At 69.3% G+C, this 20174-nt stretch carries 12 protein-coding genes and 4 pseudogenes; 7 read left to right on the forward strand and 9 right to left on the reverse strand.

The genetic code is table 11. From position 1 onward, the window contains the following. Positions 1–58: 58 nt before the first annotated feature. Positions 59–243, reverse strand: a pseudogene (locus tag ABZ876_RS28280) (leucine zipper domain-containing protein); the annotation flags it as partial. A gap of 384 nt (positions 244–627) precedes the next feature. Here ABZ876_RS28280 and ABZ876_RS28285 point away from each other — a divergent pair. Continuing rightward, positions 628–904: pseudogene (locus ABZ876_RS28285) on the forward strand (TnsA-like heteromeric transposase endonuclease subunit); the annotation flags it as partial. 113 nt (positions 905–1017) lie between these two features. Here ABZ876_RS28285 and ABZ876_RS28290 read toward each other — a convergent pair. From ABZ876_RS28290 to ABZ876_RS28300, 3 genes are all read right to left on the reverse strand, one after another. Then, positions 1018–2475 (reverse strand): DUF4157 domain-containing protein, encoded by a 1458-nt coding sequence (locus tag ABZ876_RS28290; protein WP_361787022.1) that lies wholly within the window; start codon positions 2473–2475, stop codon positions 1018–1020. Positions 2476–3659: 1184 nt separating this feature from the next. Then, the gene (locus ABZ876_RS28295; RefSeq protein WP_361787025.1) at positions 3660–4670 is read right to left on the reverse strand and encodes an ABC transporter permease; all 1011 of its coding nucleotides are present in this window, start codon (positions 4668–4670) and stop codon (positions 3660–3662) included. Between the two features lie 145 nt (positions 4671–4815). Continuing rightward, entirely contained in the window at positions 4816–5385 is a 570-nt protein-coding gene (locus tag ABZ876_RS28300) for a PadR family transcriptional regulator (protein WP_361787028.1), read from the reverse strand. An 88-nt stretch (positions 5386–5473) separates the two neighbouring features. Here ABZ876_RS28300 and ABZ876_RS28305 point away from each other — a divergent pair, with 88 nt between their 5' ends. Beyond that, the gene (locus ABZ876_RS28305; protein WP_361787031.1) at positions 5474–5905 is read left to right on the forward strand and encodes a nuclear transport factor 2 family protein; all 432 of its coding nucleotides are present in this window, start codon (positions 5474–5476) and stop codon (positions 5903–5905) included. Positions 5906–6157: 252 nt separating this feature from the next. Here ABZ876_RS28305 and ABZ876_RS28310 read toward each other — a convergent pair. The 4 genes and pseudogenes from ABZ876_RS28310 to ABZ876_RS28325 form a co-directional block, all read right to left on the reverse strand. After that, a pseudogene (locus tag ABZ876_RS28310) lies at positions 6158–6430 on the reverse strand (transposase family protein); the annotation flags it as partial. Between the two features lie 46 nt (positions 6431–6476). Continuing rightward, positions 6477–6983, reverse strand: coding sequence for a DinB family protein (locus tag ABZ876_RS28315; protein ID WP_361787034.1), 507 nt, complete (start codon positions 6981–6983; stop codon positions 6477–6479). 158 nt (positions 6984–7141) lie between these two features. Next, a pseudogene (locus tag ABZ876_RS28320) lies at positions 7142–7758 on the reverse strand (DUF6461 domain-containing protein). Between the two features lie 284 nt (positions 7759–8042). Continuing rightward, on the reverse strand, positions 8043–9410 hold the full coding sequence (locus ABZ876_RS28325; RefSeq protein ID WP_361787037.1) for a hypothetical protein: 1368 nt from the start codon (positions 9408–9410) through the stop codon (positions 8043–8045). 1713 nt (positions 9411–11123) lie between these two features. Between ABZ876_RS28325 and ABZ876_RS28330 the strand changes: the two genes are divergently transcribed. The 5 genes from ABZ876_RS28330 to ABZ876_RS28350 are packed head-to-tail and all read left to right on the forward strand — an operon-like array spanning position 11124 to position 18649. Next, positions 11124–12383: a phenylacetate--CoA ligase family protein gene (locus ABZ876_RS28330; RefSeq protein WP_361787040.1), complete on the forward strand. Its 1260-nt coding sequence runs from the start codon at positions 11124–11126 to the stop codon at positions 12381–12383. Then, positions 12380–13672, forward strand: coding sequence for an MFS transporter (locus ABZ876_RS28335; protein WP_361787043.1), 1293 nt, complete (start codon positions 12380–12382; stop codon positions 13670–13672). The genes ABZ876_RS28330 and ABZ876_RS28335 overlap by 4 nt, the downstream gene beginning before the upstream one ends. After that, the gene (locus tag ABZ876_RS28340) at positions 13669–14805 is read left to right on the forward strand and encodes a GNAT family N-acetyltransferase (RefSeq protein ID WP_361787046.1); all 1137 of its coding nucleotides are present in this window, start codon (positions 13669–13671) and stop codon (positions 14803–14805) included. The genes ABZ876_RS28335 and ABZ876_RS28340 overlap by 4 nt, the downstream gene beginning before the upstream one ends. Next, the gene (locus tag ABZ876_RS28345) at positions 14802–15968 is read left to right on the forward strand and encodes an acyl-protein synthase (RefSeq protein WP_361787049.1); all 1167 of its coding nucleotides are present in this window, start codon (positions 14802–14804) and stop codon (positions 15966–15968) included. The genes ABZ876_RS28340 and ABZ876_RS28345 overlap by 4 nt, the downstream gene beginning before the upstream one ends. Then, entirely contained in the window at positions 15965–18649 is a 2685-nt protein-coding gene (locus ABZ876_RS28350; RefSeq protein ID WP_361787052.1) for an acyl-CoA reductase, read from the forward strand. Before ABZ876_RS28345 ends, ABZ876_RS28350 begins: the two co-directional genes overlap by 4 nt. 197 nt (positions 18650–18846) lie before the next feature. On the opposite strand, the gene ABZ876_RS28355 is transcribed toward ABZ876_RS28350, so the two are convergent. After that, positions 18847–20082: a glycosyltransferase gene (locus tag ABZ876_RS28355; RefSeq protein WP_361787055.1), complete on the reverse strand. Its 1236-nt coding sequence runs from the start codon at positions 20080–20082 to the stop codon at positions 18847–18849. Positions 20083–20174: the final 92 nt, after the last annotated feature.

Raw genomic sequence — 20174 nt, forward strand, 5'->3', positions numbered from 1 at the left:
CCGGGGTGAGGATGATGGACAGCGGGCGGCAGCAGTGCGGTGTGGCGTGGTGTCGTCCGGGGCGACTGAGCCGGCCGTGCAGCCCTTGCCCGCCTTCTGCCCGCCAGCGGCGGATCCACTGATGGGCCGTGGCGCGCGAGACGCCCGTCTCGCCGCCACATGCGCGACCGGACGGCCAGCGCAGACACGTTCGACGAGCAGTCGCCTGCCGTGCACGGTCAGCCGGGCATGACGGTGGGACACGAAGACCTCCGGTGCGGTGAAGACTCGACGCCTTCACCGCACCGGAGGTCTTCGCCATGATCAAGCCCGGCTGGTGTTGACAACGCTCGTGATCAACACACCTAGCGTGCGGGGCGCGCACTGCCGTGACGAAGCCGGTGCCGGACGGGTTGTCCGTGGGCCGGCCGTAGTGGGCTGCGACGGCGTCGAGTGGATGGAACTCGGTGCGCCGACCGTGGTCGTCCAGCCAGTCGGCGGTGCCGCAGCCCAGGCCACCCTTCCAGCGAGGCGATGTGAGCGTTTAGTGCCACCGAAGTTTGAGTGGCGCGACGCGCTGGTTGGCAGGGGTGGCGGTGGGGGCAGCTCGCGGATGCGTACGCGAATCCGGCTCTCGGGGCGTTTGACCTGGGGTTTCTGGAGGGCGGGGTACAGGTTCGGCGGTCTCTCACCTCGTGCTGGGGTGTTCGTTTCGAGCGGGTGGAGCCGGTGCGGCCGTTTCCGCTGGCCCAAGGACGGGGAGAGCTTCGCGGGCTGGTACTTCTGCGCGACGACGGGTGAGCACGTCGGGTACGGGTCGTGGCTGGAGCGGGACCGGCTGATCCTGCTGGACTCTGATCCGCAGGTGATGGGGATCGCGTCGCAACCGTTCTGGCTGCACTGGCGCGATGGCCAGCGCCGACGTCTGGGGATTACGGGACAGCCCTCAGCACGGATCTCAGCTCGCCTCCGCACACGATGAAGCAGGCACCGCCCCCGCGAACGAGCGGGGGCGGTGCCTGCCATGGGTACAGGGGATCACTGGAAGTTGCCGGAGTTCATCAGCTGCTCCATCGTATTCTCCCTGCTCTTCACCAAGTACTCATCGGCGGCCCGGCTCAGAGCCTCGTCACGAGCATTCAGGAGTGTCTTGTAGGTCTGGGGGCTGACCTCTTCGATCTTCTTGACGGCGTCCGCGCCGTCGCCGACTTGCTTGGCCGTCGCCAGACCTCCGAGGATCGTCGAAGTAAGCTTGGCCGCCAGCTTGATGCCAGGGTTCGGGATGGCATTCGCAGCCTGGCCGATCAGCCCACTCGTCACCGCAGAGCCGACGACGGTCCCTGCCATTTCCTTCTTCTTCTCCTTCAGCGTTTCATCGAATTGAGCCAGAAGCCTCTGGCCCTCCTCCGGACTCACCTGCTGTGCGGCCTGCTCCACTGTCCGGCGCACCTTCTCTTCACCTTCGAGCGCGACCCAGGCAGCCCAACGTGTCCCTTCCGATACGCTCTCCGAGCTCGGCACAGGCATGGTGAGCGCGTCGGTACGACCGGTGACAGCCGACTCGGCTCCCTTCCTCAGCCCGGTCAAGAACGAACTCTCCGCCGCGTGTTCGGCCATCCCCTGCCGGGCCCACTGCGACAGCATGTTGGCGAGGGGCCTGTGCCCCGGACCGCCCGGGGACGGTCCGGGATTGCCGCCACCCGACTGCTGCTGGTTCATCTGCCGCAGCATCGCGCTCGGAATGGAGGGAGCGGACTGCCCGTGTGACTCCGCGAAGGATCTGATGACTCGATCGCAGATGGCGTCGACCAGCTCCTCCGCGCCAGCCTTGCTGTCCTCGTAGACAAGATCCTTTTCAGCGGCTATGAAGTCTCGGATCACACCACCAGCTTTCAACTCCACGCGAACCGCCGCCGTGACACCGAGGGACGCGCCCATACGGGTTTTGGTGGATTCGAGTATCGAGACACCGTGCTGTTCGAGGAATTCCCGAACGCTCTGCTCGTCGCTCAACTCCCGAGTGTTCTGCGGATTCTGCGCATCCCTGAGGCTCACCCGGCGCTGGATCGCGCCCTCAACCGGGCCGCCGCCGCTTTCGGCGGGTGCCGCAGTCTGCTTCGGAAGCGACGCACTGCTCCGCATCACCCGCGTCGCATTGGCTTCTGCTTCGCGTTCGAAACGGTCGCTGGGGCTGCTGACGGAAAGCCCCCGGCCGTTGTCGGTCCCTGCGACCGGGCCCTGACGTTGCTGAATGACGTGGGTGAGTTCATGGGCCAAGGTGTGCTTGTCGCTGCCGCCCTCACCGATGACCACATGGTTCCCGCTGGTGTAGGCGCGAGCGCCGACCTCGGCGGCGGAGGCGCGGGCCGCGCCGCCCTGGTGAATCCGGACGTCGGAGAAGTCCGCGCCGAGCCGGGCCTCCATGTCCGTGCGGGTGGCCTGGTCGAGCGGGCTGCCGCTGGTGCTCAGCACGTCGTGGACGGCGGAGCGCCGCACGGCGGGCGGCTCCCCCCGGTGACCGCAGCCGGCGGAGTGCTGGTGCTGCTCGGGCTGAGCCCATGAGTGCCCTGACTGACGGAGCAGCTGTACGACCGCCGCGTTGCCGACCGCCCGCTGAAGGCCGAGCAGGCCCTGCAGCTGTCCGGGAAAGGCCGGCCCGGACCGGTGGGGTGAACGCCCGGGCCTCTCGGCCCCGCTTGTCTTGGCCCGTTCATGGCTGTACAAGGAAGCTCCTCCGATGACATGGAATCATCAACTTCCTACACGACGCACTCCCCCCGCCGCCAGGTACTCCCGGGCAGCACCGGCTGCTCGAACGGGCAGCTGTCGACTGCAACCCGGCCCTGCGGCTACCCAGCGCCTGATGCCACCAGCCCCGACACCGCTGGTCGCAGACGGGCGTCCCGGACCCCTCGACCGCGACAAGACGCCGGACAGGCCCCAAGGACCGAAAGCATGCGGTCTCCCCTGAAACGCGGAGCAGGAAGTCTGTGATCGAGGCCCCTCCGTCGCCGGGGACGAGCACGAGTCCTGCTTCATAGATCGCCTCGTCGTCAGCCCCAGTGCCCCTCTTCTGCCGCCCCGCCGGTCGGCGGCGGTCTTCCCGTGCACAACACAAGGAAGACGCCCTGATCACGGCCTTCAGAACACGTCACGTGCCGTCATCTGTCCACCTGCTCTCCCTCGCCCAGCGCCACCCGGCACGGGCCGCGTACCAGGATGACGCGGCACCCGGCCCGATGGTTCACGAGGGTGCCCAGGCACGCCGGCTCCCCGGGCTTACGTGGTCGTGGTGGGGGCCCCACGAAGGGCCCGTAGGCGCCTTCGCCGTCGGGCGCGCGACTGCTGCCCCTGATCGGAGCCGCGAGTTCGAATTCGGGATGGAACCGGTCCTCGACGGGTCCAAAGGGCGGCCGGCGGACGCGGTGCTCAGCGCGCTGCAAGTAGCTGCAAGTAGTCGACAACAACCCGGTGACCTGGAACCTCGCTCGTGGATCGGCCCCGAGTCCCCTGGCCGAGTACATCGAGCGCCACACCCGTGAAGGCTGCGGTGCTCTCTCGCTCGGTCAACCGTTTCGCGGATGAAGCGAGCAAGGCGCTGGACGCCCCCCTTGGACCGGCTTCCGTCCATGTCGGCGCCGGGGATCTTCGGACGGTGACGGCGCTCCGTCGGTCGGCCCTTACCCCGCACCGGGCGCGGAGGCCGGTGCCGTCTCGCGGCCGCTCGGGTGTCGTGCACGCCACCCGAGGAAGACCGACGTGGCGGCCAGGCACCACGCGGCGAGCACCACATAGGGCTCGATGTGCTGGTGGTCAGGGAAATAGATGGCGTTGCGCTGGGCACTCACCGACGCGCCCGGCGGCAGGAACCGCCCCACAAAGCCCAGAGCCGGAGGGAGCAGCGGCCAGGCGACCGCGCCCCCCGAGGAGGGGTTGCCGAGGAGGACCAGCAGCACCCACGTCGGCACCAGCGCCCAGCGGCCCAGCAAGGTGTGGAACGCGGTGAAGATCATGCCGGCGGTGAACATGGTGAACGCGCAGATTCCCCACGACTGGGGGAAGGGCAGCCGCACCACGCCGAGCACCCAGTCGGTCATGGCGCAGATGGACAGGCCGCCCAGCATGGCATAGCCCGCGGTGACGGCGATCCGTTCGGCGGGGCGCAGCGCCAGGGCATGCACACCGAGCTGGATGGCGCCGACGAAACCGAGGATGGTCGCCCCCAGGGTGATGTAGAAGACCGCGAGCCCCTGGGGGTCCGTTTCGGGAAGGGGCTTGACATCCCTGACCTGCACGGGAATGCCGAGCGTCCGGCCGACCGCCGCGGCGCCCTGGGCCAGGACCCGGGCGACCGACGCACCCGCCGCGCTCGCCACGTCGACGTCCACCCCGGCCGGACGGCGCTGAAGAATCGCGAACTCCCGTTGCGCGTCGACCGCGGCGCGCGCTGTGGCGTAATCGGGGTACGGGTGGAGGGCCAGCGATGTGCGGAGCGTGTTCTCCAGCGCGCCGACGAACCGTTCGCCCTTGACCGACCCTCCCGTCACCGCAACAGGGATGCGATGCGGTACGGGATTTGCCATCGCCCAGGAGTAGGCGCCGACGAAGAGCCCGGCCAGGACCGCGACGATGAGCGAGATCACCACCGCAGGCATGAAGCGCGAGGACGTCAGCCGCCGATTCTCGCCCATGGATGTGATCGTATGCGGGTTGCAGAGCGACGCCCGGCTGCCGTGCCGGGCGGGTCACCGGCATGTCGGAATAGCGGAATACCGGAGCGGGGACGCGCCTCTCCCCGCCGTGGGCGACTTCCCGACGACGGCTGGAGAGCGTGCGTCAGCCCTGAGGGTGGGCGCCTTGCCTCTCGCGCAGGACGGCAATCGTGCGCTGGCACCAGTCATGGTTGCCTTGTTCGAAGGCCAGGCCACGCAAGCAGGTCAGGTAGGGGCCGATGCGCTCGCCATGGCGCAGGAAGTCCTCTTCCGTGCGCTCTCCGCGCATGCTCTGCAGCAGCTTGGCGAACAGGTCGATCTTGGCCTTGGCGAAGGCGGCGCGCTCGGTGAGCTGCCCGATCAGTGTCGCCGTGTCGATGTGGTCGGCGGCCTGGACCTTCACGAGCAGATCGTCGCGCACGAAGGTGGGCTTGGCCTCTGTGGTGGTGAAGTGCTCCAGTTCCGCCAGTCCGACCTCGGTGACCGTGAAGAGGCGCTTGTTGGGGCGGGTGTCCTGGACCACCTCTCGGCCCGCGATCAGCCCGTTCTTCTCCAGCCGGGTCAGCTCTGCGTACAGCTGCTGCGGCTGGGCGTGCCAGAAGTTCGCCACCCCGAGGTCGAACGCCTTGGCCAGCTGGTACCCACTGAGCTCCTCGTCCAGCAGGGCGGCCAGTACGGCGTGCCGCAGCGCCATCGGATCGCCTCCTCCCTCTACCCATGGGCTCGCTCCCCATGATACTCATCGTTCTGACTATTCATATTCATGAGTATCAGGAGGAATCGTGACCCCGGCCGACAGCTTCCGCAGCGCCGTCGAAAGCCGCGACCTCGCGGCCCTGGACGGTCTGTTCACCGATGACATCCGCTTCTACAGCCCGGTTAAGTTCAGGCCCTTCGAGGGCAAGCCGATGGTCCTGGGCCTCTTCGGGGTTCTCCTGCGCACCTTCGAGGACTTCCGCTACGTCGGCAACTACGCGGGCACCGCCGAGACGAGCACCGACGGCACCACCGCCTCCTCGGCGGTCCTGGTCTTCCGGGCCACCGTCAACGGCAGGGAGATACACGGCATCGACCTGCTGCACTTCGACGACGACGGCCGGATCAAGGAATTCACCGTCATGGTCCGGCCGCAGTCCGCCGTCCATGCCCTGGGCGAGGCGGTCTTCAGCGGACTCGTCGCCGACGGTCTGCTGCCGGCGCCCGCCGACAGGTAACCCGAGCGCCCCGACCCGCCGCAGCAGTCGGCCGCCTCTCCGCTCGGCCGCCCCTCCGCTCGGCCGCGGCACCGGCACCGGCACCGGCACTGTGAACGCCGTCGGCAGGCCCCATCGGGTGACAGCGCCGTCGACACCGGCGGCACGGCACACGCCACCGGACCGTCCCGGGTTCTTCCGGGACGGCCGGCACGAGCCGCCGTACCAGCGGCCAGACGCGGCACGCCGGGTGACACTGAAGTGTCGTCGGTGAACGACGGGCCCAAGCTGGTCGATGATCCGGTCGGCCGCCGACTTCGAGATACCGAACAGCGGAGCGAGCTGGCGCAGCGTCAAGTTCGTGCGCCGGTACGCCGCGACCAGCAGCACCCGGTCCTCCAGCGGCAGGCTCCAGGGCCGGCCCCGCCGCACCGAGTCGGCTCCCTCGCGCCGCAGTGCAGTCACCAACTTGGAGAAGCAGCGCGGGCTCACCCCAGTGAACGGGGCTATCCAAGAGGGCTCCGACGCAGTGATCACAGCAACCATGATGTGATCATCTCGTGGTGCTCGCCGAGCCGTATCGCTCCCCTATCTACTCGCCGACGGCTCCGTCGATCGCTTCGCGCAGTAGGTCGGCGTGGCCGTTGTGACGCGCATACTCCTCGATCATGTGGGTGAGGACGTAGCGGAGTGAGATGGTCTCGCCGCGGAAGTTGACGGTGTCGTCGAGGGAATCGAAGGAAGAAGCGACGGCGCGGGCACGGGCGCACTCCTCGCGCCAGACTCCGAACGCCTCGCCAACGTCGGCGTCCTCCACATGGAACTCGGCGAACGTGCCGTCGACCTCGCCGGGCCAAGGCGTCTTGACCTCCTCCGCGTTCACGATGAAGCGGAACCAGCTCCGCTCGACGGAGGCCGCGTGGCGCACCAGGCCCAGGAGCGTGAGTCCTGAGGTCGGGATCGCCTTCTGCTTCAGCTGTTCGCCGGTCAGACCCGCGCACTTCATGGCCAGGGTGGCCCGCTGGTAGTCGAGGAACGAGGTGAGCGACGCACGGTCGTCGGCCACCTTCGAGGGGTGTATGCGCTGGTCATCGTCCACCAGGCGATCATGGCAAGAATGCGTTCCCGCAGGCCACCCCTGGTCCGAAGGGCGGACGCCAACGCCCAACCACTCCACCGACACTGAGGGGCCCGGGATCAATTGCGGGACAACCTTTGGCCACCCCGTTCCTCTCCCGCGCGCGCCTTCGATCAACATCACCTGTGAGAGTGACCGACACACCCTGCCTTCCAGGGCAACCCCGGGCCACAGAGCCCTCCACCCGCCGTCACCACCAACTGCTTGAAGTGGGCCTCAGCACCACACTTCCGCAACGCCGAATCGCCCTGACGGCGATTCGGCTTCCCCCGCACCGCCACACGGGAGCGGGCATTCACCCCGGCCCCAAAGGACCAGGCACCCTGCCCAAAAGCAAGGTGGAAGAAGTCCATGGGCTTCCCCCCGTTACTCGAATGAGAGACGGCACGGGTCCCGGAGGACAGGGCTTCCATCAAGCGAAGCGAACCGAGATCACCGCCGAGCACCAGGGCGAGGGTCCAGTCCCCTCCTCGGCCCCCAACGGTGCACGCTCCCGCGAGGATGAACTCCTCCCCGCCGTCGGACTCGTAGATGAGCTCCTGGTGCTGCTCGATCAGTTCGTTGAACCCCTGGCACACACCCCCTGCTCGGCCCCCGCCATGCCGAGCAACTGCGCAGGCGACACTCCCCGCACCAAGGTCAGGGTGTACCCGACCTCCAGCGCGTACCTGAAGGGCGAGGATGACGAACGTATCCAGCCGTAATCGGCTGCGGTAGCTGAGGCCATGCAGCGCATCCTGCCAGCGGCCACTGACACGGGGGGCACTCCGGGCTCGGAGCAGTGCCCCCCGAGAGGGTTGTGCGGATACGCCTCTCAGCCGAAGCCGGGTGGGCGTCCGCCCTGGCCGCCCTTGCGCCGCCGGTGGCCCGCCGGTCTGCCGTCACTGCTTCCGGCTCCGTGTTCCGCGCTGCGGTACACGCCATGGGACACGGGCCGCCCGCCCGTGCCGGTGCCCGCAGCCTGCAGGGCAGGGGAAGAGCGGTCCACGTCGCCCGGCGACGGCGTACGACTGGTGCGTTTCAGGAGTCGGCGATGCGGATCAGTCCACCGACACAGCCCACGTAGGCCGCACCGTCGGCCCCGATCGACACGGGGGCGTAGTGGTTGTTGAACAGTGGTCCGGCGCCTGCCAGCATGCTCCATGCCCGCTTGCCCGTCCGCACGTCCAACGCCGTGAGGTACCAGGCGTCCGGGACCCCGATGGAGTGCTCTCCGGGCCTGAAGGCCAGTTCCGCGGCGGACGGATGGGTGTAGGTGTACAGCAGCCCGTTGCCCAGTGCCGCCTTGCTGACCACGCTGGGGACGCGCTCGGTGGTGTTGGACCAGGCGGTCGTGCAGCTCCTGCGCGCATAGTCGACGTGCACCCGGACTACGCCTGGGGCCGTGTCGGGCGCCCTGTGACCGAGAAACCCCTCGAGCAGCGCGTCGCTGCCGACGACGTACCCGTAGTTGTTCTCGGCTATCAGGTCGCCGTTCACGGCTATCAGACTGTTCTCGTCGGCTCCTTTCCACGCCGGGAAGACCGGCTCGGCGCACACTCTCATCGGTCCGGCCTTTCCGCGGGCCATCACCAGCACGTGCATCCTCGGGTCGGCGTTGTCCGTGATCGCCACATAGCCACCACCCGGCCCGGATGCAGAGCCGATGAGAGTGGGGGTGGTGCCGCTGCCTTGACTGAGCTGGCCAGGCTTTTGCCGGGTGCCCCGGTCGTACACCGCGCGCCAGGTTGCGTGGGGCGTTCCACCCGGTCCCGCGTCGAACCGGTACAGCGCATGGTCACTGACGACAAACACTCCGCCCGACTCGTCGACCGCAATGCTGTTGGCGATCTGCTCGCCGCGCAGTGCCTGGGACCGTATTACGCCGTTGGTCAGGTTGACGGTACCGACGACACCGCTCCTGGTCACGAACCACAGCAGCCCCGACCAGTCGGGGAGGGCGGAGACGATACCCGCGTCGCCGATGACCGGTTTCAGGTCGTAACTGCGCTGGGCCACGAAGGCGTTGCCCTGAATCGCTATGACCTGGACGCCACCGGCCTTGGTCGGCACGACCACGCGGTCCTTGTCGTCCAGGTAGAAGTAACCGCCGCCCGTCACGTCCGTATTGCTTGTGCCGGCGGTTCCCGGGAGTGTCAGGCCCGCGATCGCGCCGAGGTTGTCGGGGTCCAGCAGCATCAGTCGTGGGGCGCGCCCCGGGGCCATGCAGACGGTGACCAACCGGCCCCTCGAATCGAACGTGACCGAGCCGCACAGCCCGCCCTGCAGGCGGGTTCGGACGGTCGGCTCGTGTCCAGCGGGGCCTGATCGGGTGTAGGTGTCCGTCTGATACGCGTCGTCGTGCAGATTGCTTCTGCCGTTGGGAGCCATGAAGGGATGCCGGGGCACGGCCGGCGCCTCCACCGAGTTTGCTGCAACGGCGTGACCGGTGAACGGCTCGAGGTGTGCGGCACGGGGATCGCCGGGTATGGGTAGGGCGGGTAAGCGGGGATGTTCTGCCGACGCGATGGCCGGCAGTGCGGCAAGCCATACAACGGCCGACAGGAATACCAGGAAAAGGCTTCTCCTGCGCATAGCGTGACCCCCTTTCAGGTACCAGTGGGCCCCGCAAGCTACTGACAAACCGGTTCAGGCACAATGGAATGAGCCGTATTCTCATCTCGCCACTGCACCTGTGGAAACGATCAGCGCGTGGCGATGGCCTGAAGTCGGTGTCACCGAGTCGCAAGCCGAGGGATCTCCGGGGCCGGAATCGGCGGAAGCGGCCGGGGAGTTTCGGTGACGACGCCGGACCGGTTCTCCAGCGGCTTTGTGCTGGAGAGGTGATCGTCGCGTGCGGAGGGCGTTGGGCCATTGTGGTGAGAAACCGAGTTCGCCGCGATCACTCGGAGTCGGCGGATCACGGGCCTGTCTCCGGAGGTGATGGCTGAATTTCGGCTCCGTCGGCAGTATGAGAAACACGGCGCCCCGTCGGCGGTAAGCCCGCTGCCGGGCGGCCGGAAATGGAGACCAGAACGGTAGACCAGCTTTGGTCGACCTCGCCGAGGGCTTCTGCGGCGACTGCCAAGTCGGCCGTGCCGACGAATGGGCCCCGATCGACGAATGGGCCCCCGATCGATTGCTGGCCACCGCCATCTCGCCCGGGCACACCGCGCGTGGGCCGCCGCCGGACAGAGGCCGGTCGTGGCCGGGTACACGCCTCCTCTGGCCGCACGGTCGGCCCCACACTGCCAACCTGTGCGCCCCTGCCGGGGACGACGAGCCGGTCGAGGATCCGGCTCAACCCCGCGGCCGAGAGGGCGAGGACGGCGGCCAGGACACGTCTGCCACGGCTCCTCCGCCTCCGGAACGATGACTTCCATGGGGTCCGCCGTGGCAGCCGCGCCAACCGTACCTGCGCGAGCCCCGGCGGTCGCCGATCCGGCGCCGGGCTCGTCAGACGATGGCCGGGCCGGTCGCACCCCCCTCCGGGCCCACCCATGCAGGCGCGGGACCGTGGTGATCCGGGCATCGGAGTGGTCAAGGCGTTCAGTACTTCGGCTCCCGGCGCCGGTGCACCGGCGCGCGCACGGGAGGCACGAGATGGTCGACGTCGGCATGCTTCTGGCCGTACGGCAACGCGACGATCAAGACCGGGCCTGCACCTCCGAGCGGTTCCACGGGCAGTCCCTTACGGACCAGGTCGCCACGGCGCGCCGGAGCCCTCGGATTCGGCCAACCGAGAAAGCCGAAGCGCTTACCGCAGGTTCCATAAACTCTATTTTGGGAACGCTCAACTTTTCCTTATGAACCAGCCGCCTTCTGTGACGACCGTCTCGATCGCGGATGGAACCGGCCACCACCGATCCCCGTCTCCGTGCGCACGAGTCCAAGGCCACTAGCAGCTGGGCGAGTTGACGCAAGCGCGTTTCGAATGGTGAGATACCCTCATAGTGTGCAGCGCCTTGAATTCCCCTGGGCGCTCCGCTGAACCACACCATCAGTGACAGGTTCTCCATCGTTTCGGAGTGAAACCACTTCCGCACATCCGCTTCCGCCGAACCGCGTCGGACTTTGCGGTTGTCGACGGGTTCGCCGAGCACCGCCATCGAGCAGGAATTGATGCCCGTTCAACCTCTCGCGGAGCTGATACGCTTCGCGCGCCACAACTCGCCCTTCTACCAGGAGCTTTACGCTCGGCTTCCCGACCGAGTGACGCACCTCACGGAACTTCCGGTGGTGCCGCAGGCGGACTTCTGGCGAGCCAACTCGCCCCGGCACAACAGGCTGCTGACCGCGCCGCTGGACGAAGCGGTCGTCTTCCGCAGCGGCGGTACGACAGGCTCCCCGAAGTTCTCCTACTACACCCGCACGGAATGGCGGGAATTCACCGCCGCGTTCGGTGCCGGGCTCGTCACCGCAGGGCTGCGTCCGGGCCACCGGGTGGCCGACCTGTTCTATGCCGGTGACCTCTACGCCAGTTTCAACTTCCTTCTCGATTCGCTGCACCGCTCTCCGGTGGCCAATGTACGGCTTCCCCTCGGTGGCGCGGCGCCCTGGGAATCCACCGCGGCCACCTTGGAGGAGTTCGGGGCGCAGGTCGTCGCCGGCACGCCGACCACGCTGTGCTCTCTCGCCGAGCGCCTCACCGCGGCCGGTCGCACGCTGCCGGACGTGGAACTCCTCTTCTTCGGCGGTGAGTGCCTGTTCGCCGACCAACTTCCTCTTCTCGAAGCCGCGTTCCCTCACGCCGACGCGCGGTCGCTGGGCTACGCGAGTGTGGACGCCGGACTGCTCGGCGAGGCCGTGCCGGGCAGTGATCCCAGAGTCCACCGCGCCTTCACCCCGTACACGCTGGTCGAGATCCTCGACGAGGCCGACCTGCCGGTCGAGGCCGAAGGCGCCCCGGGACGGCTGGTCGTGACCGACCTCCGCAGACGGCTGATGCCCGTGCTGCGCTATCCGGCCGGCGACCGTGCCGCATGGGTGGACCGGGACGCGGGGGTGTTCCGTATCCTGGGCCGGGCCGAGGAGGGTGTTCGCGTCGGCCCCGTCTCGTTGTACACGCAGGACGTGCACGACATCGTCACGGCGACGGACGCGACCGGCGAGGTCAGCGGTCTGCAACTCGTGGTGCGCCGTCAGGACGGCCGTGACGGCCTGGCACTGCGTCTGGCGACGGGCGAACCGGCCGGCCGCCACGCCGCCTTGGGCGAGTCCATCACCAAGGCGGTTCTGGAGCAGCGTCCCCTCTACGCGAACGCCACTACCGCGGGGCACGTCAACCCCCTGGCGGTCGAGTGGGTACGGCTCCGCGACCTGGCGGTCAACAACCGTACCGGCAAGCTGATTCGTGTGGTCGACGAACGGCCGCACTCATGAGCGCACCCGTTTCGCACGCACGGCGTCTGCCCGTGGTGCTGCGCAATCCGTCCTTCGGCAGGGTCTGGGTGGGGCAGGTCCTCAGCCAGGCGGCGGGCAGGATGTTCCAGGTCGGTGCGGTCTGGTGGCTCGTCGGCTTTGCGGGCGGCGACCACCGGGGACTGGAATCGGGCCTGTTCCTGACGGTTAGCACCCTGCCTGCGGTCGTACTCGCCCCTGTCGTGGCGCGCATCATCGAGCGCCGCGCCCACCGCACGGTGCTGGCCGCGGCCACGGCCGCCGCGGGCCTCGTCGCCGCGGCCACGGCTGTGTGGGCGTACACGGTCGCGCTGCCCATGGCCGCGGCCTACGCGGGCGGGCTGGCGCTGGCGACCTGCCAGGCTGTCTTCGACCCCTGCCTGACGACCTCGGTGCCCGAGCTGGTCGACGACGCCGATATCGAGGCGGCCACCGGATTCGAACTGTCCACCCAGTCGCTGGCCGGGCTCGCCGGAGGGCTGCTCGGCCCCCTGGTGGTCGACACAGGCGGGCTGGCGGGCGTGGTGGCCGGATGCGCCGGTGCCTATCTGCTGGCGGCTCTGCTGATCGTCTCAGCCCGATTCCCGCACGCCACGCTGGTAGTGCAGGGACCGGGGAGCGAAAGCACACCCCAACCGCGGACGCTGCGCCGGATTCTGGCCGGTCTGCCGTTCGTCCGCCGCGTCCTGGTCTGCTTCGCCGCAGCCAATGTCTTCACCACCGCCGTCTACGTCGTCATGCCCCTGTACACCCGGGGCGTCCTGCACTCCACCGGCTCGACCGTCGCTCTGCTGGAGGCCGCACTGGGCGCCGGAACGCTCGTCGGGTCGTTCACCGGTGGGCGCCTTCCGGGTCGTCCGATCACCGTGGGCAGCGCGTGCCTGGCCGCCATCGCTGCCGCGCTCGCCCTGCCGGGCCTGTTGACAGGGCACATGGTGGCGGTCGGCTCGCTGGCCGTCGTCGGCTGGTGCGTCGGCGTGATCGGCGTCCGGTTCGTGGCGTTGTTCCAGCGGCGGGTGCCCACCGAGGACAAGGCGGGCTTCTTCGCGGTGATGCAAGCGCTGCTCGGCGCCACCTTTCCCGTCTCCTCTCTCGTCTTCGGCGCCCTCGGCGACCATCTGACGGCCCGCACGCTGTGTCTGGTGCAGGGTGCCGGTCTGCTCCCGGTCACGGTGGGCCTGTGGTGGCTGGGCGGCCGCGCGGACGACGCCGAACCGAAGGAGCCCACCCAGCTCGTGCGGCCGGCAGTGTTGTCGGGAGATGCGCCGTGACCGTCGTCCTCACGCCCGCCACGGTCCACGACATCGCCGACCTCCGGCAGTTGTACTTCGACGTGTACGGGCACGGCTACCCGGTGCCACTCGGCAGCGACCCGGCTGTCATGCGCCGGCTGATCATCGACGGCACCGCGCACTGGCTCACCGCCCGCACGGACCTGGGCGATGTGGTCGGCTCCGCCGTCGTGCAGACCGACGCAGGCAGCCGTATCGGCAAGCTCGTCGGCCTCGCCGTCCACTCCGGTCACCGCGGCGGAGGACTGGCCTCCCGGCTGACGGGGGCGGTCTGCGGCGAGGCGTTCGGCACCGGCCGGCTCGACTCGGTATATGCGACGGTCCGTGTCGTCACCGAGGGCCCGCAGCACGTCGTGGTCCGCAACGGTTTCAGGCCGCTCGGGCTGATGCCCAACGCGGTCGAGGTCGAGGGATGCGAGAGTCTGGCCCTGTTCGCCCGCTACGCCGACGGCGTGCTGGAGCGCCGTGCCCAGGTCGAGCGCGTACCGGAACCTCTCGCGGCGCTGCTGTCCGCGGCCTCCTCCGGCATCGGCATCGACTACGCGGGGACCGGACGGGTCCCCACCCGTCCCGCGACACGCGCCGTCACGGGTGCCGGGCCGATCGAGCTGATCGCGGCTCCGGCCTTCGTTCGCCGTCGCTTCCTGGAGCACTTCCCCGACGCGGGAGACCGCTTCTTCCCCCTGCACACGCCGAACGCGGTGCTGGTCGCAGCCGACGGCGGCTTCGAGGCGTACGCCGACCTGGACCCGGTGGCGGGCAACTGCGCCCTGGTCGCGGTGCATCCGCATCCGGTGGCCGTGACCGGCGCGCTGGAGGCGCTGATGACGGCGGTCACCCGGGCGGGCGCGGACTATGCCGAGACACTGCTGCCGCTGGCCGACACGGAGGCCCTGGAGGTCTTCCTTTGCTCGGGGTTCGTGCCGAGCGCGGTGTACCCGGCGATGCGCCGCATCGGCGGCCGCTTCCACGACTACGTGGTGCTGTCCCGGACCAGCCGTCAGATCGACTTCAGGACGACGGCCGTCAGCGCGCTGCTCCAGCCGTACCTCAGCGCCTATCTGAGCGCCTGGACCTCCACCTACCTGCCCCTTCACGAGGTGTCCCGATGAACCCCCATCTCGCTCGCGTCGAGGTCCCCGACCCGGCGGAACTGAGCCACGTACAGCGGTTGTGCGACCTCGCGCCGCCGTACGCCACCGGTCCGGAGGCCGACGAGTTGTTCACCTCCGCCATGGCCGAGGCCAACACCTGGCACGCGCAACGCTCCCCGTTCTTCGCCGCCCTGCTCCAGGACCCACCGGAGCTCCCCGCACGGACGGTCGGCGAGCGGGTGCGCAGCCCGCTGGTGCCCGCCGCCTTCTTCAAGCGCCATGAGGTGCTGTCGATCCCCCGCGACGAGGTCTTCCTGCATCTGACCTCCTCGGGCACCACCGGCCAGAAGTCGCAGATGTTCTTCGACGAGTGGACCATCCGCTCGGCGCAGCGCATGGTGGCCCGGATCTTCGATCACTACGGCTGGATCACCCCCGACCAGCCGGTCAACTATCTGCTGTACAGCTACGAACCCGCGCCGTCACTGAAGCTGGGCACCTCCTTCACCGACAGCTACCTGTGCGACTTCGCCCCGGCCCGGCAGATCGCGCACGCGCTTCGCCACACCGGCACCGGTCACGAGTTCGACGTGCACGGCTGTATCGCGGCGCTCCAGCGCTACGCCGAGGACGACGCTCCCGTGCGCATCCTGGGCTTCCCGGCCTTCCTGCACTTCACCCTCGAGCGGATGAGCGCCATGGGTCTGCCGCCCCTGCGGCTGCCCGAGGGGTCGTTGGTGGTGCTGGGCGGCGGCTGGAAGGGCCATGCGGACCGGCAGATCGGCAAGGAGGAGTTCTACGCCGAGGTCACCGAACTCCTCGGCATCCCCGGGGACCGCATTCGCGACACGTTCGGCTCCGTCGAGCACTGCGTGCCATACGTCGAGTGCGCACACCACCGTCTGCACGTGCCGGTGTGGTCACGCGCCGCGGTCCGCGACACGGCGACGCTGCGTCCGCTGCCGTACGGGGAGCGGGGCTTCCTGCACCTGGTCAGCCCGTACATCACCTCCGTGCCGGCGCACAGCGTCGTGATGGGCGATCTGGCCTCCCTGCACCCCGGTGAGGAATGCGGCTGCCCGCTGTCCAGCGACTGGTTCACCGTGCACGGCAGGGCCGGAGTGAGCCGTAACCGTAGCTGCGCGGTCGCCGCCGCCGAACTCCTGAAGGGAATGTCGTGACCACTTCCGCACCTCACCTCTGGCAGGGGAAGTTCATCGACGACACCGAGGCCGGACGAAGGCTCGCCGCGCTGCCGGAGCTGACCGGACGCGTCCTGGCGCGTCCGCTGCCCACGGAGGTGGTGATCGGCGCCTGCGCCGCGGTGAGCGCCGAGCTGGCCGATTCCGGCTCTCCCTTGCACGTCCGGCTGGCGCGCCACCTGCATGCGGATGAGGCCGGACCGGTCCTCGCCGAGCTGGCCGCGGCACTCACCCGGCAGGCCCTGGAGCGCAAGCTCCGACGGGAGCTGGGCGGCCTGCGCCCGGAGCGGCTGACGCGGCCGGACGCCCGTGAGACGGTGTACGAGGCCTGGGCCCCGGTCGGGCTGCTGGTGCACATAGCCCCCGGCAATGCGGCCACCGTGGCGCCGCTGAGCGTCGTCGAGGGCCTGCTGGCGGGGAACCTCAACGTGCTCAAGACCAGCAGCGCCGACAGCCCGCTGGCCATCGAGCTGCTCGCCGCGCTCGGCACCGCCGATCCGACCGGTCTGATCACCGAACGGGTGGTGGCCCTGCACTTCCCGTCCTCGCGCCGTGAGTGGGTCGAGGCGCTGTGCGGGCAGGCCGACGCGATCGCCGTGTGGGGCGGCGAGGACGCCGTGCGGTCGGTGAGCGACCTGGCACCGCCCGGCTGCCGGCTCGTCGAGTGGGGGCACCGGATCTCCTTCGCCTATCTGACCCGCGATGCCGCGGCCGACGTCGACACGCTCGACGCGCTCGCCGAGGACGTCTGCCGCTTCGAGCAGCAGGCGTGCTCCAGTCCGCAGGTGGTCTATCTCGACACCGGGGACGAGGAGGAGGTTTTCGCGTTCGCCGGACGGTTCGCCGAGCGGCTGGCGAAGATCTCCGACACACGGCGGCCCCCGCTGCCCGACGCGGCCGAGCAGGCCGAGATCACGACCGTGGAACAGCTCGCCCGGCTCGAACAGCACCTCGGCCTGACCCGGGTGATCACCGCCGGCGACGGCTCCTGGAGGGTGCTGGCCGACACCCGTCCGGCCCTCGGCGCCTCGCCCCTGCATCGCAGCGTCTGGGTGAAGCCGCTGTCCCGGCACGCGGTCGTCGCGACACTGCGGCCGATGCGCCGCTATCTGCAGACCGCGGCGATCGGCGGCGGGCCGGCGGACGTGGCCGAGCTGTCGCGGGCACTGTTCGCCGCGGGCGTCACCCGTGTCACTCCGGTCGGCTCCATGCTGGAGGGTTACCAGGGCGAACCGCACGACGGTGTCTACGCGTTGCAGCGTTACAGCCGGCGGGTGAGCGTACGCGCGTCCGATGCGTCGTTCCGCACGGTGCCCTGCCTGGAGGACCTCGTGGCCCCACCGGTAGTGCTGCCGCCGCCGGACGGGCCGCTGCTGGGCAAGGAGGGCGTCCAGCGGGCGCTCGCGTCGCTCGCCCCCGAGTACGCGCACCTGTACTTCCGCAGTGGCGGCTCGACGGGCGCTCCCGCCCTGTCGGTGTTCACCTGCGACGACTACGACAACCAGATGCGCACCGCCGCCGACGGACTGCTCGCCGCCGGGTTCGATCCCGGCCGGGACCGGGCGGCCAACCTGTTCTACTGCGGAGGGATGTACGGCAGCTTCATCAGCTTCTTCTCCATCCTGGAACGCCTGAACGCCACACAGATACCCATGGCCGCCGGGCCCGACCACGCCATGGTCGCCGAAGCGCTGATCACCCACCAGGCGGACACCGTGTTCGGCATGCCCTCCTATCTGTGGCAGCTCTTCCACGCGGAGGCGGACCGGCTGCGTGCCTACGGCGGCATTCGCACGGTCTTCTACGGCGGCGAGCACTTCACGGCTGAGCAGCACCGGGTGCTGACGGAGGAGTTCGGCGTCGAGGTGATCCGTTCGGCCGCGTACGGCAGCACCGATCTGGGCCCGCTGGGCTATCAGTGCGCCGCATCCCAGGGGGCGGTTCATCATGTGCTGACCGACCTGCACACGCTGGAGATCCTCGACCCGCACGAGGACCGTCCCGTGGTGCCGGGCGAGCCCGGCCGACTGGTGTTCACCTCGCGAGCGCGTGCCGGGCAGCGGCTGGAGCGCTACGAGATCGGTGACCTGGGACGCGCGGTGGAGGGCGCGTGCCCCTGCGGCAGCCACGTACCGCGCCTGGAACTGCTCGGCCGCTACGGCGATGTGGTGCGCGTCGGCACCTACTTCTTCAACTACCGGCGCTTGTCGAAGGTGGCGCAGGACAGGCTGGGTTACCGGGGTGAGCTTCAGTTGCTGGTCTCCCCCGGCTCCGGTCGCGAGCGGCTCACGGTCCGTCTCGACGAGCAGTACGTGTCCGACGCCGCCGCCGCTCGGGAGGCCTTCACAGCGGAGGTGGCCGAGCTGACGTCGGCCGAGGCGGAGCAGCTGCTCTCGTTCACTGTGGAGACCGCGCCGAGGGACGCGTTCGAGCGCACGGCGTCCAGCGGCAAGCTGCGCACGGTGGTCGACCTTCGCCGGGAGAAGGGCAGCGGCAGCGAGGAACTCGAGGTGGTGGGCTGCTCGGACAGCACGGCCGCCTACCGCGTCGAGTGCACCGGCGACATCAAGGGAGAGTGCGAGCCCGGTCAGGACAAGTACACGGAGACACGGCGTCAGGTAACGATGCTGACCCTCTGTCTCTCGCAGATGAAGAGGTAGCCGTACCGGCTGGTGTGCCCTTGCGCTGGAGCCATCCCTGGGGGAACACCGGCCGGGCCGCCTCTCCCCCGGCACAGCCCTCCTTCGGAGCCGGCCACCGCCTCCGGCGCTTCACGCGCTCCCGCCAGGTTCCAGAGGGCTGCAAGCTCGGGTCGGGCTCGCCGTTGCCCTGCCCTGGCTCGACGATTCCGCGCGTCTCACTCGGACACGGGCGGCCTTTCCTGGTCGACCGCGTCGAGTAGCAGTTTCGCGGCCACCGTCGCCCCGTCGGTGCGGATTGTGCCGGCCACGGCCCTCGCTCGTGCGTGGGTCTCGGGCGTCAGGGCCGTTGTGAGCGCGGCGGAAAGGGATTCGAAGGTCGGCGTGGGACCGAGGTGAGCCGAGCCGATGCCCAGCTTGGCCACTCGGTCGGCCCAGTACGGCTGGTCCGCGATCCGGGGGACCACCAGTTGAGGCGCCCCGGCCCGGGCCGCCGTGGTCGTGGTGCCCGCGCCGCCGTGGTGCACGACGGCGGCCACCCGGCGGAACAGTGCCTGCTGGTTGACCTCTCCGACGACGAAGCAGTCATCGACGTCGTCGATCGGGGCCAGGTCGGCCCATCCGCGGGCGAGGAGTACGCGGCGGCCGTGCGCGCGGCCGGCTTCAATGGCCACCCGGGCGATGTCCTTCGGGGCGTGCGCGGCCATGCTGCCGAAGCCGACGTACACCGGCGGTTCGCCGGCGTCGAGGAATGCCTCCAGTCCTTCTGGGAGCGGACGTTCGTCGGGCAGGACCCACGCTCCGGTCTGCACGATGTCGAGGTCCGTCATGCCCTGCGACGGGCACAGCGTCGCGTCTGCCGCCAGCCACGGCCGGCCGGTGAAGACGTAGTCGCGGACGTTGTCCACCGGCGGCAGGCCGATCGCGGCCCGATGGCTGTTGAGCGCCTCGCCGTACAACGCGTTCACCCTCTGGGCGTCCTGCTCCCACAGCACCCGGTTGTCGGATTCGTCCTGCGGAGACTGCCTGCCTGGCCGGGCCCCAGGACGGAAGTGCCGCGACGGAAGACCGAAGATGTGGAAGCACGCGTACACATAGCGGATGCCCAGTTTCTCGGCCACGTCCCTTGCGCCGGCCGGCATCAGGCCGGTCGCGAGCAGCGCGTCACATCCCTCCGCCGCTGCTGTGAGCGTGTCGAACCGCGCTGCGACCAGCTCGGGAGCGAGCCGGAATGCGTCTTCCGCCGTCGGTGGCCTCGTTCCGGCGACCACCGAGCGCACCGTCGGTCCGAGCGGCACCAGCGGCACGCCGACACGCGCCAGCAGGGCCGCGAACTCCTCGTCCGGCGGCGCGCACACCCGCACCTGCGCGCCGAGTTCGCGCAACCCCACCGCCAGTCCCGCCAGCGGTTCGACATCTCCGCGCGAACCCCACGTCGTCAACAACACACGCACTTCGCGACTCCCTTTTCCGCAGACTCTGGATTTCGGCCGCTGATTCTGCGGTACAACCCGGATCTTGCCGCAAGCCCCCCGGTGCGCTATAA

The organism is Streptomyces sp. NPDC046931 (assembly GCF_040644655.1).
In the GTDB taxonomy this organism is placed as follows: Bacteria; Actinomycetota; Actinomycetes; order Streptomycetales; family Streptomycetaceae; genus Streptomyces.